The sequence below is a fragment of the Streptomyces sp. NPDC050418 genome, assembly GCF_044458745.1.
Taxonomy (GTDB): Bacteria; Actinomycetota; Actinomycetes; order Streptomycetales; family Streptomycetaceae; genus Streptomyces.
In genome coordinates this window covers 159451-173287 of sequence record NZ_JBITIG010000003.1, presented here as the reverse complement: position 1 = coordinate 173287, position 13837 = coordinate 159451, and the positions used below count along the sequence as shown (strand labels likewise).

Annotated in this window: 9 protein-coding genes and 1 tRNA gene; all 10 read right to left on the bottom strand. The window is 65.4% G+C overall.

The window, feature by feature from the left end; all coding sequences use genetic code 11:
• Positions 1–361 precede the first annotated feature (361 nt).
• The gene (locus ACIBI4_RS08160; RefSeq protein ID WP_399202826.1) at positions 362–4261 is read right to left on the bottom strand and encodes a DNA-directed RNA polymerase subunit beta'; all 3900 of its coding nucleotides are present in this window, start codon (positions 4259–4261) and stop codon (positions 362–364) included.
• A 124-nt stretch (positions 4262–4385) separates the two neighbouring features.
• Positions 4386–7871 carry a DNA-directed RNA polymerase subunit beta gene (gene rpoB, locus ACIBI4_RS08155; RefSeq protein ID WP_399202825.1) on the bottom strand — a complete coding sequence of 1162 codons (3486 nt, stop codon included), beginning with the start codon at positions 7869–7871 and terminating at the stop codon, positions 4386–4388.
• A gap of 583 nt (positions 7872–8454) precedes the next feature.
• Entirely contained in the window at positions 8455–8838 is a 384-nt protein-coding gene (rplL, locus tag ACIBI4_RS08150) for a 50S ribosomal protein L7/L12 (protein WP_399202824.1), read from the bottom strand.
• A gap of 114 nt (positions 8839–8952) precedes the next feature.
• Positions 8953–9483 (bottom strand): 50S ribosomal protein L10, encoded by a 531-nt coding sequence (gene rplJ / locus ACIBI4_RS08145; protein WP_399202823.1) that lies wholly within the window; start codon positions 9481–9483, stop codon positions 8953–8955.
• Positions 9484–9850: 367 nt separating this feature from the next.
• Entirely contained in the window at positions 9851–10786 is a 936-nt protein-coding gene (locus ACIBI4_RS08140; RefSeq protein ID WP_399202822.1) for a hypothetical protein, read from the bottom strand.
• 138 nt (positions 10787–10924) lie between these two features.
• A complete protein-coding gene (gene rplA, locus ACIBI4_RS08135) occupies positions 10925–11653 on the bottom strand; it encodes a 50S ribosomal protein L1 (RefSeq protein ID WP_399202821.1) in 729 nt (242 codons plus the stop codon).
• A gap of 82 nt (positions 11654–11735) precedes the next feature.
• The gene (gene rplK / locus ACIBI4_RS08130) at positions 11736–12170 is read right to left on the bottom strand and encodes a 50S ribosomal protein L11 (RefSeq protein ID WP_165331764.1); all 435 of its coding nucleotides are present in this window, start codon (positions 12168–12170) and stop codon (positions 11736–11738) included.
• Positions 12171–12347: 177 nt separating this feature from the next.
• The gene (nusG, locus tag ACIBI4_RS08125) at positions 12348–13226 is read right to left on the bottom strand and encodes a transcription termination/antitermination protein NusG (RefSeq protein WP_399202820.1); all 879 of its coding nucleotides are present in this window, start codon (positions 13224–13226) and stop codon (positions 12348–12350) included.
• Positions 13227–13310: 84 nt separating this feature from the next.
• On the bottom strand, positions 13311–13598 hold the full coding sequence (secE, locus tag ACIBI4_RS08120) for a preprotein translocase subunit SecE (RefSeq protein WP_399202819.1): 288 nt from the start codon (positions 13596–13598) through the stop codon (positions 13311–13313).
• A gap of 107 nt (positions 13599–13705) precedes the next feature.
• Positions 13706–13778 (bottom strand) — tRNA-Trp (locus ACIBI4_RS08115).
• Positions 13779–13837 lie beyond the last annotated feature (59 nt).

Here is a 13837-nt window from a genome sequence, read left to right as displayed (position 1 = left end):
TTCACATTAGGCCCACAACTCACGCAGCCAAAGCGAAAGGCGGAATGTTAACGGCCGATATCCTGTCCCGCAAGCAAATCGACGTTTCGCGCGAAATTTTAATGTTGGGCTGCACAACTCTCCTGGTATTCACCGAATGCCCGGATCTGAAATGCCGGGTTGGCGGCAAATGGACATCCAAGGCATCCGTAAAAGCCCTCTTTGTGGCCCCTGACCGCCCCCAGGGAAGCGATCAAGAAGTAGCAGCAGCAAAGGGGTGTGTCGGACACCACATTCACGCACCGACGTACCTCAACGCCAAAGGGCGCCCACCCCGCCGAAGCGGAGTGGGCGCCCTTCAGTTCAGACGTGGACCGACGTCCTACTGGTTGTACGGCCCGTAGTCGTAGTCCTCCAGCGGAACAGCCTGGCCGGACCCGGTGCCGAACGGCGAGTAGTCGATGTCGTCGTAGCCGACGGCCGAGTACATCGCGGCCTTGGCCTCCTCGGTCGGCTCCACCCGGATGTTGCGGTAGCGGGCGAGGCCCGTACCGGCCGGGATGAGCTTACCGATGATGACGTTCTCCTTGAGGCCGACGAGGCTGTCGGACTTGGCGTTGATCGCCGCGTCCGTCAGGACTCGGGTCGTCTCCTGGAAGGAGGCGGCCGACAGCCAGGATTCCGTCGCCAGCGAGGCCTTGGTGATACCCATCAGCTGCGGACGGCCGGAGGCGGGGTGACCGCCCTCGGTGACCACACGACGGTTCTCGGTCTCGAACTTCGAGCGCTCGACGAGCTCGCCCGGCAGCAGCTCCGCGTCGCCGGACTCGATGATCGTCACACGGCGCAGCATCTGCCGGATGATGATCTCGATGTGCTTGTCGTGGATCGACACACCCTGCGAGTTGTAGACCTTCTGGACCTCGCCGACCAGGTGCACCTGCACCGCACGCTGGCCGAGGATGCGCAGCACGTCGTGCGGGTTGGTGGCACCCACGGTCAGCTTCTGGCCGACCTCGACGTGGTCGCCCTCGCCCACGAGCAGACGGGCACGCTTCGAGATCGGGAACGCCGTCTCGTCGCTGCCGTCGTCCGGGGTGACGACGAGCTTCTTGGTCTTCTCGGTCTCCTCGATGCGGACACGGCCCGCGGCCTCGGAGATCGGGGCGACACCCTTCGGCGTACGAGCCTCGAAGAGCTCGACGACACGGGGCAGACCCTGGGTGATGTCGTCACCGGCCACACCACCGGTGTGGAAGGTACGCATCGTCAGCTGGGTACCGGGCTCACCGATGGACTGGGCGGCGATGATGCCGACCGCCTCACCGATGTCGACCAGCTTGCCGGTGGCGAGCGAACGGCCGTAGCAGAAGGCACAGGTGCCGACCGCGGACTCACAGGTCAGGACCGAGCGGGTCTTGACCTCCTCGACACCGTGGGCGACCAGGGCGTCGATGAGCACGTCACCGAGGTCGACGTTGGCCGGCGCGATGACCTTGCCGTCGATGACGACGTCCTCGGCGAGCATGCGGGCGTAGACGGAGGTCTCGACGTCCTCGGTCTTGCGCAGCACGCCGTCGGCGCCCTTTTCGGCGATCCGCAGCTTCAGACCGCGGTCGGTGCCACAGTCCTCCTCGCGGATGATCACGTCCTGCGAGACGTCCACCAGACGACGGGTCAGGTAACCCGAGTCGGCGGTACGCAGGGCGGTGTCCGCCAGACCCTTACGGGCACCGTGCGTCGAGATGAAGTACTCGAGTACGGAGAGGCCCTCACGGAAGGACGCCTTGATGGGACGCGGAATCGTCTCGTTCTTGGCGTTCGACACCAGACCACGCATACCGGCGATCTGACGCATCTGCATCATGTTTCCTCGGGCACCCGAGTCAACCATCATGAAGATGGGGTTCGTCTTGGGGAAGTTCTCATTCATCGCCTCGGCAACCTCGTTGGTCGCCTTGGTCCAGATGGTGATGAGCTCCTGCGTGCGCTCCTGCTTGGTGATCAGACCGCGCTCGTACTGCTTCTGGACCTTCTCGTCCTGCGCCTCGTAACCCGCGACGATGGCCTTCTTGGCCTCGGGCACGACGACGTCGGAGATGGCCACGGTGACACCCGAACGGGTACCCCAGTAGAAGCCCGCCGCCTTCAGGTTGTCGAGCGTCGCCGCCACGATGACCTTGGGGTAGCGCTCCGCGAGGTCGTTGACGATCTCGCCGAGCTGCTTCTTGCCGACCTCGTAGTCGACGAAGGGGTAGTCCTCGGGCAGCAGCTCGTTGAAGAGCGCACGGCCGAGCGTGGTCTTCAGACGGAAGCTGTCACCGGGCTGGTACTCCGGCTCGCCTTCCTCGGCGACCGGCGGCACCCAGCCACGCGGCGGGATGGTGCCCACCGGGAAGCGGATGTCGACGCTCGACTGCAGCGCGAGCTCGCCGGCGTCGAAGGCCATGGTGGCCTCGGCGACGGAGGTGAAGGAACGGCCCTCGCCCTTGGTGTCGCGCATCTCGCCGCTGGTGGTGAGGAAGAACAGACCCAGGACCATGTCCTGCGTCGGCATCGTCACCGGACGGCCGTCGGCGGGCTTGAGGATGTTGTTCGAGGACAGCATCAGGATGCGGGCCTCGGCCTGCGCCTCCGCGGAGAGCGGCAGGTGCACGGCCATCTGGTCACCGTCGAAGTCCGCGTTGAACGCGGTGCAGACGAGCGGGTGGATCTGGATGGCCTTGCCCTCGACCAGCTGCGGCTCGAAGGCCTGGATGCCGAGGCGGTGCAGGGTGGGAGCACGGTTCAGGAGAACCGGGTGCTCGGCGATGACCTCTTCGAGGACGTCGTACACGACCGTGCGGCCGCGCTCCACCATGCGCTTGGCGCTCTTGATGTTCTGCGCGTGGTTCAGGTCGACCAGACGCTTCATCACGAACGGCTTGAAGAGCTCCAGCGCCATGGCCTTGGGCAGACCGCACTGGTGCAGCTTCAGCTGCGGACCGACGACGATCACGGAACGCGCGGAGTAGTCCACACGCTTACCGAGAAGGTTCTGACGGAAACGACCCTGCTTGCCCTTCAGCATGTCGCTGAGGGACTTGAGCGGGCGGTTACCCGGACCGGTGACCGGACGGCCACGACGGCCGTTGTCGAACAGCGCGTCCACGGCCTCCTGAAGCATGCGCTTCTCGTTGTTCACGATGATCTCGGGCGCACCGAGGTCGAGGAGTCGCTTCAGACGGTTGTTGCGGTTGATCACACGGCGGTACAGGTCGTTCAGGTCGGAGGTCGCGAAGCGGCCACCGTCCAGCTGCACCATCGGACGCAGGTCCGGCGGGATGACCGGGACGCAGTCCAGGACCATGCCCTTGGGGCTGTTGTTCGTGGTGAGGAACGCGGAGACGACCTTGAGGCGCTTGAGCGCACGGGTCTTCTTCTGGCCCTTGCCGGTACGGATGATCTCGCGGAGGCGCTCGGCCTCCTCATCGAGGTCGAAGGTCTCCAGGCGCTTCTGCAGAGCAGCGGCACCCATCGAGCCGTCGAAGTACGTGCCGAAGCGGTCACGCAGCTCGCGGTAGAGCAGCTCGTCGCCCTCGAGGTCCTGGACCTTGAGGTTCTTGAAGCGGTTCCACACCTCGTCGAGACGGTCGATCTCGCGCTGCGCACGGTCACGCAGCTGCTTCATCTCGCGCTCGGCACCTTCGCGCACCTTGCGGCGCACGTCGGCCTTGGCACCCTCGGCCTCGAGCTCGGCCAGGTCGGTCTCGAGCTTCTTGGCGCGGGCCTCGAGGTCCGCGTCACGGCGCTGCTCGATCTGCTGACGCTCGACGGAGACGTGGGCCTCCAGGGACGGCAGGTCGCGGGTACGACGCTCCTCGTCCACGAACGTGATCATGTACGCGGCGAAGTAGATGACCTTTTCCAGGTCCTTCGGCGCGAGGTCGAGCAGGTAACCCAGGCGCGACGGGACGCCCTTGAAGTACCAGATGTGCGTGACGGGAGCGGCAAGCTCGATGTGGCCCATCCGCTCACGGCGCACCTTGGCGCGCGTGACCTCGACGCCACAGCGCTCACAGATGATGCCCTTGAAGCGGACGCGCTTGTACTTGCCGCAGTAGCACTCCCAGTCCCGGGTCGGACCGAAGATCTTCTCGCAGAAGAGTCCGTCCTTTTCGGGCTTGAGCGTGCGGTAGTTGATGGTCTCGGGCTTCTTGACCTCACCGTGGCTCCACTGACGGATGTCGTCAGCGGTGGCCAGGCCGATCCGGAGCTCGTCGAAGAAGTTGACGTCGAGCACTATGCGTCAATCCCTCTCAGGGTTGTGCCACCTCGCGATAGCGAGATATAGGCGCGATTCAATGGTCTGTACGGGGTCCGGGGTCCCGCCACCCGGCCGGGTGGGCCGGGTGGCGGGGAACCCGTCAGACCTCTTCGACGCTGCTCGGCTCGCGCCGGGACAGGTCGATACCGAGCTCTTCCGCAGCGCGGAAGACGTCCTCGTCCGTGTCGCGCATCTCGATGGACATACCGTCCGAGGACAGCACCTCCACGTTGAGGCAGAGCGACTGCATTTCCTTGATGAGCACCTTGAAGGACTCGGGAATGCCCGGCTCGGGGATGTTCTCGCCCTTGACGATGGCCTCGTAGACCTTCACACGGCCGGTGACGTCATCGGACTTGATCGTCAGGAGCTCCTGGAGCGCGTACGCGGCGCCATAAGCCTCAAGCGCCCACACCTCCATCTCACCGAAGCGCTGACCACCGAACTGCGCCTTACCACCGAGCGGCTGCTGGGTGATCATCGAGTACGGACCGGTCGAACGGGCGTGGAGCTTGTCGTCGACCAGGTGGTGCAGCTTCAGGATGTACATGTAGCCGACCGAGATCGGGTCGGGGAACGGCTCGCCCGAGCGGCCGTCGAACAGCCGCGCCTTGCCGGACGGCAGGACCAGACGGTCACCGTCGCGGTTGGGCAGGGTGTGCTCGAAGAGGCCGGCGAGCTCGTCCTCACGCGCACCGTCGAACACCGGGGTGGCGACGTTGGTGCCGGGGGTCACCTGGTCGGCCTCGATGGCCTGCAGGCGCTGCGCCCACTCGTCCGCGAGGCCGGAGACGTCCCAGCCGCGGCTGGCGAGCCAGCCGAGGTGGATCTCCAGGACCTGACCCGGGTTCATTCGGGACGGGACACCCAGCGGGTTGAGGATGATGTCGACCGGGGTGCCGTCCTCGAGGAACGGCATGTCCTCGATCGGGTTGATCTTGGAGATGACACCCTTGTTGCCGTGACGGCCGGCGAGCTTGTCACCGTCCGTGATCTTGCGCTTCTGCGCCACGTAGACACGAACCAGCTGGTTCACGCCCGGCGGCAGCTCGTCGCCCTCCTCACGGTCGAAGACGCGGACGCCGATGACCTTGCCGGTCTCGCCGTGCGGCACCTTCAGGGAGGTGTCACGGACCTCGCGCGCCTTCTCACCGAAGATCGCGCGGAGCAGACGCTCCTCCGGGGTCAGCTCGGTCTCACCCTTGGGCGTGACCTTGCCGACGAGGATGTCGCCGGCGACGACCTCGGCACCGATCCGGATGATGCCGCGCTCGTCGAGGTCCGAGAGGACCTCCTCGGAGACGTTCGGGATGTCCCGGGTGATCTCCTCCGGGCCGAGCTTGGTGTCACGGGCGTCGACCTCGTGCTCCTCGATGTGGATCGAGGAGAGGACGTCGTCCTGCACGAGGCGCTGCGACAGGATGATCGCGTCCTCGTAGTTGTGACCCTCCCACGGCATGAACGCGACCAGCAGGTTCTTGCCGAGCGCCATCTCGCCGTTCTCGGTCGCGGGACCGTCGGCCAGGACCTGGCCCTCGATCACGCGGGCGCCCTCGTCCACGACAACCTTCTGGTTGACCGAGGTGCCCTGGTTGGAGCGCGAGAACTTGGCGACGCGGTACGTGGTGTAGGTGCCGTCGTCGTTGGTCACCGTCACGTAGTCGGCGGAAACCTCCTGGACGACACCGTCCTTCTCGGCCTTGATGACGTCACCGGCGTCGACGGCACAGCGGTACTCCATGCCCGTACCGACCAGCGGCGCCTCGGCCTTGATGAGCGGCACGGCCTGACGCATCATGTTCGCGCCCATGAGCGCGCGGTTGGCGTCGTCGTGCTCGAGGAACGGGATCATCGCGGTCGCGACCGACACCATCTGGCGCGGCGAGACGTCCATGTAGTCGACGTCGTCACCGGGGACGTAGTCGACCTCGCCGCCACGACGGCGGACCAGGACGCGGTTCTCGACGAACTGGAAGTCGTCGTTCAGCGGCGCGTTGGCCTGCGCGATGACGAAACGGTCTTCCTCATCGGCGGTCAGGTAGTCGACCTCGTCGGTGACGACACCGTCGACGACCTTGCGGTAAGGCGTCTCGATGAAACCGAAGGGGTTGATCCGGCCGTACGAGGCGAGCGAACCGATCAGACCGATGTTCGGGCCTTCGGGCGTCTCGATCGGGCACATGCGGCCGTAGTGCGAGGGGTGCACGTCACGGACCTCGAAGCCGGCCCGCTCACGGGACAGACCACCCGGGCCGAGGGCGTTCAGACGACGCTTGTGCGTCAGCCCCGACAGCGGGTTGTTCTGGTCCATGAACTGCGACAGCTGCGACGTACCGAAGAACTCCTTGATCGACGCCACCACAGGGCGGATGTTGATCAGGGTCTGCGGGGTGATCGCCTCGACGTCCTGGGTCGTCATGCGCTCACGCACGACGCGCTCCATACGCGCCAGGCCCGTACGGACCTGGTTCTGGATGAGCTCGCCGACGTTACGGATACGACGGTTGCCGAAGTGGTCGATGTCGTCGGTCTCGACGACGATCTCGCGGCCCGAGGCACCGACGGTCTCGGTCTCACCGGCGTGCAGCTTGACCAGGTACTTGATGGTCGCGATGACGTCGTCGGTGGTGAGAACGCCGGCGTCGAGGGGCTCCTCGGCACCGAGCTTCTTGTTCACCTTGTAGCGGCCGACCTTCGCGAGGTCGTAGCGCTTCGGGTTGAAGTAGAGGTTCTCGAGCAGCGTCTGCGCGGCCTCACGCGTCGGGGGCTCGCCCGGGCGCAGCTTGCGGTAGATGTCGAGCAGCGCGTCGTCCTGACCCTGGGTGTGGTCCTTCTCCAGGGTGGCGCGCATGGACTCGTACTGGCCGAACTCCTCGAGGATCTGCTCGGTCGTCCAACCGAGAGCCTTGAGCAGAACGGTGACGGACTGCTTGCGCTTGCGGTCGATGCGGACACCGACCATGTCGCGCTTGTCGATCTCCATCTCGAGCCAGGCACCCCGGGACGGGATGATCTTGGCCGAGAAGATGTCCTTGTCGGACGTCTTGTCGATCGACGAGTCGAAGTAGACACCGGGCGAGCGGACCAGCTGCGAGACAACGACACGCTCGGTGCCGTTGATCACGAAGGTGCCCTTGTTCGTCATGAGCGGGAAGTCGCCCATGAAGACCGTCTGGGACTTGATCTCGCCGGTCTCGTTGTTGGTGAACTCGGCGGTGACGAAGAGCGGGGCCGCGTACGTGAAGTCGCGCTCCTTGCACTCGTCGATCGAGTTCTTCGGAGGCTCGAAGCGGTGGTCGCGGAAGGTCAGCGACATCGACCCGGAGAAGTCCTCGATCGGGGAGATCTCCTCGAAGATCTCCTCCAGACCGGACTTGGTGGGGACGTCCTGACCTGATTCCAGAGCGGCCTCGACCCGACTCTGCCAAGCGGTGTTGCCGAGCAGCCAGTCAAAGCTCTCGGTTTGCAGCGCGAGCAGGTTCGGAACCTCGAGGGGCTCCTTGATCTTTGCAAAGGAGATGCGCAGCGGGGCGGTGCTTGCGCCGTTGTTCGTAATCGCGGTCGAGGCAGTGCGCGAGGCGGCCAAGAGGGGGTCCTTCCGAGGGCTCGGACTCACTACGCGCGTACCGGTCCCAAACTGAACGCGTCGACAGAAAACCCCAGGTCAGGGAAGGTCGGCCGACGATGCTCAAGCGTGGGTATGCCCCTGGTGACGGGCAGGAGGCAGCTAACAGGCAGCGCAAAGGGTCAGTGTAGCCACTAGGCCCACTGATGTCCAGTGCGGGTTTTCGACCGACCCACGAACACCTCGTCATGCTGCTGTTGTGACGTCCCCGGCAGACCCCTCGCCGGTGGACGCATATCCACACTGCCCAGTTCGTCTTCGATCCATGCCTCGGATCCGGATCGATGTGACGACGCGTCCTGAGAATTGCGCGCTGCGTGCGGTTCGTCAAGGCCCCCTGTCCCGTGGAGATCGTCACCCGGGAGCCTTGGGGGGCCTGGGAGAGCACAACGAAGATCACCATACTCGGCCGCACCGTCGGCGCAAGGCAGCCGTCACAGGAACGCCGAAGGGCGACCACCCATATGGGTGATCGCCCTTCAGTGTGTGCGCGTTACAGCCCAGAGGGCTCAACTACGCGAAAGAGTCTGCCGACTCAGTCGAGTCACTTGACCTCGACGGAGGCGCCGGCGGCCTTGAGGGACTCGGCAGCCTTCTCCGCGACGTCCTTGGCGACCTTCTCGACGACCGGCTTCGGGGTGCCGTCGACGAGGTCCTTGGCCTCCTTCAGACCCAGCGAGGTCAGCTCACGCACGACCTTGATGACCTGGATCTTCTTGTCGCCGGCGCCGGTGAGGATGACGTCGAACTCGTCCTGCTCGGCAGCGGCCTCGGCGGCCGGGGCACCGGCGGCGGGGCCGGCAACGGCGACGGCCGCGGCGGCGGTGACGTCGAACTTCTCCTCGAAGGCCTTCACGAACTCGGAGAGCTCGATGAGGGTCATCTCTTCGAACTGCGCGAGCAGGTCGTCCTGGGACAGCTTCGCCATGATGGCGTCCTTCCACTAATTCGGCTGGTGCCGGAGTTACATGAGTGGCGGGCGTACTTTCGGGCCCGCTGCGACCGGTGCCCCTACGGGGCGACGGTCATGACGCGAGCCGAATTACTCGGCACCGCCCTGCTCGGCCTGCTTGGCACGAAGCGCCTCCGCGGTGCGGACGAACTTCGACGGGAGCGCCTGGAAGACCTGAGCAGCCTGGGTCTGCTTGCCCTTCATGGCGCCCGCCAGCTTGGCGAGCAGAACCTCGCGGGACTCGAGGTCCGCAAGCTTCTTGATCTCGTCGGCGGACAGCGCCTTGCCATCAAGGACACCGCCCTTGATGACGAGAGCGGGGTTGTCCTTGGCGAAGTCACGAAGACCCTTCGCCGCCTCGACCGGATCACCGGTAACGAAGGCAACGGCCGTCGAGCCCTTGAGGTGCTCGTCCAGCGCAGAGATCCCGGCCTCCTGGGCCGCGATCTTGGTCAGCGTGTTCTTCACCACTCGGTACTGAGCGTTCTCGCCGAGAGAACGGCGCAGCTGCTTGAGCTGCGCCACGCTGAGTCCGGTGTACGAGGTGACAACAGCGGCGTTGGAGTTGCGCAGATCGCGCGTGATCTCCTCGACAGCTGTGACCTTCTCGGTCGTCGCCATGTGCCTCGGCCTCCTTCCGGGGTGATGAAACTTCGACTGACCTCTCGATCAGCCGCACGTCGCCGGACCGCCTGAATCAGGCACGTGGAGAAGGCTGCACAATGAAAAACGCCCCGGCGCAGGCGCACGGGGCATGGGCTCTACCGGATACCGTTCTTTCGAACGAGCCGGGAACACTTCCACAGTCACCTGCGCAGGTCGTCCGCAGTTGGCGGATCCTTCGGCCGTCGTGTTCCCACGAGGGGCACACGACAACGACCAGCGGTCTTTGGCTTCTCCGGAAGAGTACGCGAACGGATGCTTGTCGAGCAAATCGGGCCGGGAGCACCTACGATGCGCCCGGCCCGACCGCGGATTCAGGGGGCTGTCAGCCCTCCATGCCGCCGGCCTGCTCCAGCTCCTCGAGCATCTTCAGCATGTCGAAGGTCTCGGAGTCGGACGGGACCTCGACGGCGGCCTTCGCGCCGTAGTCCGAGAACGTCTGGTTGATCTCGACGGTGCCCTGCGGGGTCTCCATGCCGACGTCCATCTTGACCGGGTAGCCGTCCTTGTTGACCCAGACCTCGGTGTCGTAGCCCTCGATGCCGGACTTCTCGACGTTCTTCAGGAGCTCGTCGCGGTCCTCGCCCTCGAGGAAGTCGAAGGACTTGTTGGCCTCGAGCATCTCCTTGACCGTGAGCTTGCCCTTGTAGTGGTCCGTCTTCTGGCCGGCCACGGTCTCGCTGCCGAGGTGCTTGAGGCTGGGCGACTCCAGGAGCAGGGCCATCTGCTGGGCCGGGTCCTGGTTCATGTTGTCCATGCCGCCCGTGAGCGCCTTCTGCATCTGCGGGTCGGCACCCTCCTCGGCCATCTTGTCGGCGATGGCGCCGAAGTCCATCTTCATCCAGCGCTTGCCGTCCATCTCGGCCGGCGCCTTCTCGCCCATGTCCATGTACATGACGTCGTCCTGCATGACCATGCGGATCTGGTCCGGGGCGTCCGGGTCGCCCGCGGTGAGCGCGGAGCCCGTCATCGTCATGTCCATCACGGCCGGGTCCCAGCCCATGACGCCGGACATCTTCATGTCACCGCCGCCGTCCAGGCCGGCCGGCATCGACATGGTCATCTCGACCTTGGCGGACTTCGCCTCGGCCGTCTTCTCGTACGCGACCGTCAGGGCCTCGATCGCGCTCGCCCGCGACTTGACCCTGGGCGCCGCCTTGTCGGCGGCCTTGCCGCCCGTCTCGGAGCCCTGACAGCCGGCCACGGCGACCAGCGCGGCAGCCGAGACGACGGCCAGCCCGATGCGCTTGTACGTGCTCACGGTGGAACCCCCCACTGATGCCTGTGTGTTGACCGTCAACGTATCCGAGACGTGTGACAGCCAGAAACGCAAAAACCCGGCACCGACAGCTCCGAAGAGCTGCCGGTGCCGGGCAATGACCAGCTATGAGCGCGAGGCTCAGACCGCGGCCGGGTCCTCCTCGACGAGGAGGTTGCGGGTGCGGTTCGGGTCGACCGGGATACCGGGGCCCATTGTGGTGGTGATGCCGGCCTTCTTGATGTAGCGGCCCTTGGCGGCGGACGGCTTCAGACGGAGGATCTCCTCCAGGGCCGCCGCGTAGTTCTCCACCAGCTTGGTGTCGTCGAAGGACACCTTGCCGATGATGAAGTGCAGGTTCGAGTGCTTGTCGACGCGGAACTCGATCTTGCCGCCCTTGATCTCGTTGACCGCCTTGGCGACGTCGGGCGTCACGGTGCCGGTCTTCGGGTTGGGCATGAGACCACGCGGGCCGAGGACGCGGCCGAGGCGGCCGACCTTGCCCATGAGGTCCGGGGTGGCGACGACGGCGTCGAACTCGTTGAGGCGGTTGCCCTTCGAGATCTCGTCGATGAGCTCGTCGGAGCCGACGATGTCGGCGCCGGCGGCTTCCGCAGCCGCAGCACGGTCACCGGTCGCGAAGACCAGGACCCGGGCGGTCTTGCCGGTGCCGTGCGGGAGGTTAACGGTGCCGCGGACCATCTGGTCGGCCTTGCGCGGGTCGACACCCAGGCGGAAGGCGACCTCGACGGTGCCGTCGAACTTCGTCGCGGAGGTCTCCTTGGCGAGACGGACGGCCTCGAGCGGGGCGTAGAGCTTGTCCCGGTCGATCTTGGCGTCCGCAGCGCGGAGAGTCTTGCTGCGCTTCACATCTGCTCCTGAGGTTCAGGTTTGGAGTCGTGGTGCGGGCCAGCGCGGCCCTACCACTTGAAAGGTCTTACGGGGGGTGTGATCAGCCCTCGACCGTGACGCCCATGGAACGGGCGGTACCCGCGATGATCTTGGACGCGGCGTCCAGGTCGTTCGCGTTGAGGTCGGCCATCTTGGTCTCGGCGATCTCGCGGACCTGCGCCAGGGTGATCTTGGCGACCTTGGTCTTGTGCGGCTCGCCGGAGCCCTTCTCGATGCCCGCGGCCTTGAGGATCATCTTGGCGGCCGGCGGAGTCTTGGTGATGAAGGTGAAGGAACGGTCCTCGTAGACCGTGATCTCCACCGGGATCACCCAGCCACGCTGCGACTCGGTCGCAGCGTTGTAGGCCTTGCAGAACTCCATGATGTTGACGCCGTGCTGACCCAGCGCGGGGCCGACCGGCGGAGCCGGGTTGGCGGCACCGGCCTGGATCTGGAGCTTGATCAGCCCCGTGACCTTCTTCTTCTTGGGAGGCATTGCTCTCTCCGGGTCCTAGTGAGAGTGAACTGCCCGCATCCGATCATCCGGATGGAGGCATACCGCACAACGATAACGGGTATCCATGCGCGGCTAAAAACCGAGCAGGTCAGACGGGCTTTTGCGAGCCCATCTGACCTGTTCGGAAGCGGTGTGCCCAGTAGCTGCCGTTTCCGGCTAGTTCTTCTGGATCTGGTCGAAGCTGAGCTCGACCGGGGTCTCGCGGCCGAAGATCTCGACGAGGCCCTTGACCTTCTTCGAGTCGGCGTTGATCTCGTTGATGGTCGCCTGCAGCGTCGCGAACGGGCCGTCGGTGACGGTGACCGAGTCGCCGACCTCGAAGTCGAGGACCTGGACCTCGACCTTGCGGGCGGGAGCCGGCTTGCCCTCGGCCTCGGCGGCCTCGCGGGCGGCCTTCTCCTCGGCCTCCGGGGCGAGCATCTTGACGATCTCGTCCAGGGTCAGCGGGTACGGGTCGTAGGCGTTGCCCACGAAGCCGGTGACACCCGGGGTGTTGCGGACGACGCCCCAGGACTCGTTCGTGAGGTCCATGCGGACGAGCACGTAACCAGGCAGCTTGTTCTGCTTGATCGTCTTGCGCTCGCCGTTCTTGATCTGCGCGACCTCTTCCTGCGGCACCTCGGCCTGGAAGATGAAGTCCTCGACGTTCAGCGAGACGGCGCGCTGCTCGAGGTTGGTCTTCACGCGGTTCTCGTAACCGGCGTACGTGTGGATGACGTACCACTCGCCGGGGAGGGTGCGGAGCTCGTCGCGCAGGGCGGCGATCGGGTCGACCGGCTCGGACTCCTCGGCCTCGGCCTCGTCCTCCTCGGCGGCGGCCTCGTCGGCCTCCGTCTCGGCGACGGCCTCGTCGAGCTCGTCCTCGGCGGCCTCGTCCTCGATGTGCACGGCGGCCTCTTCGGCAGCCTCGCCCGCGGCGGCGTCGGCAGCCTCGGCCTGGTCCGGGTCCACGGAGTCCGCCGCCTCGACGATGTCGAGCTGGTCCTCTACGGACTCGATCGACTCGCTGGCGTCGTTCAGGTTCGGGTCAGACACTGTGGCTGCTTCTTCCTGGCTACATATGGGGGTGGAACGCGCGAAAGGGACGCCGGGGATAACGGCGTCCTTGTCGCTGGGCTTCTAACCGAAGATGTACTTGACGGCTTCGGAGAAGCCATAGTCAATCACGGTCACCAAGCCGATCATGATGACAACGAAGACAATCACCACTGTGGTGTATGTCGTCAGCTGGCTGCGAGTCGGCCAGACCACCTTGCGGAGTTCCGCGACGATCTGGCGGTAGAAGAGCGCGAGCCGGCCCAGAGGGCCCTTCTTGCCGCGCTTGCCGCCCTTGCGGGCCTTCTTCTTGGACTCGGCCGCCTCGTCCGGGGCATCAGGCGTGTCGATGGAGCCCACGGCGTCCGTCACTCGTTTTCACCTGATTCCGGGTCGTGGCCGTGCCGCGCCCGGGAGAGCCGCACGGCGGTGCTTTGCAGTACGTACATGCGCACACATCCTGGCGATGGAGTGTGTAGCAGGGCCGGAGGGACTTGAACCCCCAACCGCCGGTTTTGGAGACCGGTGCTCTACCAATTGAGCTACGACCCTTTGATTTCCCCCAACGTACCGCATCCCAACGGGAACACGCGGTGCGTGATGTGGGAGCG

Excerpts from the sequence above, each read along its gene's own strand:
- rplL (WP_399202824.1), bottom strand. The coding sequence starts at position 8,838 with ATGGCGAAGCTGTCCCAGGACGACCTGCTCGCGCAGTTCGAAGAGATG.
- rplJ (WP_399202823.1), bottom strand. The coding sequence starts at position 9,483 with ATGGCGACGACCGAGAAGGTCACAGCTGTCGAGGAGATCACGCGCGAT.
- rplK (WP_165331764.1), bottom strand. The coding sequence starts at position 12,170 with ATGCCTCCCAAGAAGAAGAAGGTCACGGGGCTGATCAAGCTCCAGATC.